Raw genomic sequence first — 3,156 nt, forward strand, 5'->3', positions numbered from 1 at the left:
CGGCCCCGTCCGATGCGCTCGGACGGGGCCGGCGGCCCGCTGGCTGCAGGATCAGCCCTTCGAGGACTCGAGGGCCCGCTGCCGCTCGAAGCGGCCGGGCTCGAGCTCGACGCCGGCGGCGCGGCGGAACGGGTTGAACGGGGTGTCCAGGCCCGCCACCGAGGTGGAGTCGCGGCCGAACAGGGTCTCGGCGACCCAGCCGGAGAGGATCCGGAAGCGGCGGTCCAGGGTGGGCATCGCGTAGGCGTGGTAGCCGCGGTGCGCCAGGAAGGCGGCCGGGCCGGAGATCTTCACGCCGAGCGGGTTGCCGACGCCCTTGAAGAAGCCCAGGCCCGCGACGGCGCCGAGCGACTTGTGCACGTACTCCTGCACCTCGCCCTCGCCGTGGCGGACGGCCATGTAGTTGGCGGCCAGCTGCTTGGCCTGACGGCCGGCGTGCTGGGCGTTCGGGACGCAGAACCCGCCGGGGCCCGCGCCGGTCAGGTCCGGGACGGCGCAGACGTCGCCGCAGCCCCAGGCGCCCTCGAGCACGCCGTCCTCCCCGTCCTTGACCTGGAGGGTGGGGGTGACCTCGATGCGGCCACGCTCCTCGACCGGGAAGTCGGTCTGCTTGGCGACGGCGTTGGCGGCCACGCCCGCGGTCCACACGAGGGTATCGGCCCCGAACTTCTCCTTCTCGGACTTGTCCTTCATGTCCACGAGGGTCATGATCCCGTCCGTGGCGTCGCCCAGCGAGGTGTTGAGCAGGACCTCGATGCCGCGGTCCTTCAGGTGCTCCACCACGCCGACGGCCTGGTCCTCGCCGACCTCGGGCATGATGCGGCCCATCGCCTCGACGAGCACGATGCGGACCTCGGACTGGGACAGGCGCGGGTTACGGGCGACGGCGGTGCGGATGAGGTGCTCCATCTCGCCCACGGTCTCGATGCCGGCGAAGCCGCCGCCGACCACCACGAAGGTCAGGGCGCGACGACGGGCCTCGGCGTCCACCATGAGGGAGGCGGCATCCAGGCGCTCCAGGATCTGGTTGCGCAGCGTCACGGCCTCCTCCACGGTCTTCAGACCGATGCCGTGCTCGCCCAGGCCCTTGATCGGGAAGACGCGGGTGGTGGCGCCGGCGGTCATGGCGATGTCCTGGTAGGGCAGCTCGAACTCGTGGCCGTCCTCGCCGCGCACGGTGGCGACACGGCGGGCGTGCTCCACCTTCACGACGGTGCCGCGCAGCACCTCGGCGTCCTTGAGATGCGTGGCGAGGTCCACGACGACGTTGCGCCCCACGATGTGGCCGCCGACGACCTCGGGCAGGAACGGCTGGTACGTCATGTACGGCAGCGGGTCCACGACGGTCACGACGCCGCCGCGGTCCTTGACCTTGGTCTGCAGCTCCTTCGCGAGCTGGAAACCGGCGTAGCCGCCGCCGACGATCAGCAGGCGCGGCTTGGGAGACAGTTCAGGAGTGAGAGACATACCGCCAGTCTACGCACGCACCGGCCCCGCCCCTCCATCTTCCGCCGCCGTGATCAGGACCGCAGCGAGAGCACGATCCCGTCCAGGATGTCGTGCTCGCTCGCCCAGGCCTCGGTGACGCCCGCGGTCTCGGCCACCCGCTCCAGGACGGTGCTCCACAGCAGCGCGCCCGCGCCGATCACGTCCACCCGTCCCGGGTGCATGAACCCCCGCTCGGAGCGCTCGGCCCGGGTCGCGGCCACGAGGCCCTCCGCCGCCGCGCGGAACTCCGCGATCGGCAGGCGCGCGCCGTGGATGGCCTCGGGCTCGTACGTGCTGAGCCCGAGGGCCTCGGCGGTCACGGTGGTCACCGAGCCGGCCACGCCGACTACGCGGGCCACGCGTTCCAGCGGCAGGCGGGCGGCGGCGTCGTCGAGGAGGCGGCGGGCGTCCGCGCGGGCCGCGGCGACCTCGTCCGACGTCGGGGGGTCGGAGCGCAGATGACGCTCGGTGAACCGCACGCAGCCCATGTCCAGGCTGACCGCGCCCACGACCTCGCCCGCAGGCGTGCCGACGACCAGCTCGGTGGAGCCGCCGCCGAGGTCCACGACGAGCACGAGGTCCTCCGGGCCCAGGTCCGCGGTCTCGACGGCGGAGACGGCGCCCGCGAAGGACAGGGCGGCCTCCTCGGCGCCCGAGACGACCTCCGGCTCGACGCCGAGCCGCTCCCGGACGCCGTCGACGAACGCGGCCCGGTTGGAGACGTCCCGGCTGGCGGAGGTGGCCACGAACCGGACCCGGCCGGCGTGGTGGCGCTGGACCAGGCGGGCGTACTCGTCCACCGCCGCGAAGGTGCGCTCCAGCGCGGCGTCGGAGAACGCGCCGGTGGCGTCCACGCCCTCGCCCAGGCGCACCACGCGCATCTCGCGCACGACGTCGGCCAGCGGCGCCGTCGGGTCGGCCACGGCGCCGGTGGTCTCATCCGTCCCGGCCGGCCGGGAGATCAGCAGGCGGATGGAGTTCGTGCCGCAGTCCACGCCGGCCACCGTGACCTCCTTGAGCGCGGCGACGCGTTCGAGGTGCCTCACGTGCCGGGACAGGTCCTTCGTGGGCACCGCCGCGGCCTCGTCCCACGCGCCCTCGCACGCGCAGACCTCGGGCGTCCACCACGGGGCCACCAGGGCGATCGCCTCGTCACCGAGCGGGTTCACCCCCGGCCCGGCCGCGAGCGCGTGGCCCACGAGGGCGTGCAGGCACTTCACGCGCTCGGGCATGCCGCCGGCCGAGACCCCGGCGATCTCCGGGACGGGCCCCGTGCCGGCCTCGGCCCCGACCCGGTCCCGCTCGGCGATGTAGGCCTCGTGCGCCGCGCGGTGCGCGGCCGCGAGCGCGGGATCCTGGGCGAGGCGGTCGTTCATGCGCGCCATCTCCCCGTCCGCCTCCACGCGCGAGACCGCCGCCGTCAGCACGGGGTGCGTCAGGTAGAAGGTCGTGGGGAACGGGATGCCGTTGGAGAGCCGCGGCGCGGTGGTGGCCACGAGGGGGTTGCCGCACACGCAGCGGGCACCGATCTCCACGACGTCCCGGACCGGGCGGCCGAGCTGGCGGGACAGGGTGTCCAGGTCCTGCTCGGTGACGGTGCGGTCCTGGGCGGGGCGGGGGCTGACGGTCATGGTGTCCTCGGGGGTGCGGGGGTGGTGCGGGCGGGGG

The 3,156-nt window shown here is 74.2% G+C and carries 2 protein-coding genes; both read right to left on the reverse strand.

The features are described from left to right. Positions 1-51 precede the first annotated feature (51 nt). On the reverse strand, positions 52-1,467 hold the full coding sequence (locus HMPREF3105_RS09920; protein WP_070709479.1) for an NAD(P)/FAD-dependent oxidoreductase: 1,416 nt from the start codon (positions 1,465-1,467) through the stop codon (positions 52-54). Between the two features lie 53 nt (positions 1,468-1,520). Continuing rightward, on the reverse strand, positions 1,521-3,156 hold a 1,636-nt coding region (locus HMPREF3105_RS13710), incomplete at its 5' end, for a DUF501 domain-containing protein (protein WP_371441111.1).

This window comes from Micrococcus sp. HMSC31B01 (assembly GCF_001816085.1).
Classification (GTDB): domain Bacteria; phylum Actinomycetota; class Actinomycetes; order Actinomycetales; family Micrococcaceae; genus Micrococcus; species Micrococcus luteus.

Excerpts from the sequence above, each read along its gene's own strand:
- HMPREF3105_RS09920 (WP_070709479.1), bottom strand. The coding sequence starts at position 1,467 with ATGTCTCTCACTCCTGAACTGTCTCCCAAGCCGCGCCTGCTGATCGTC.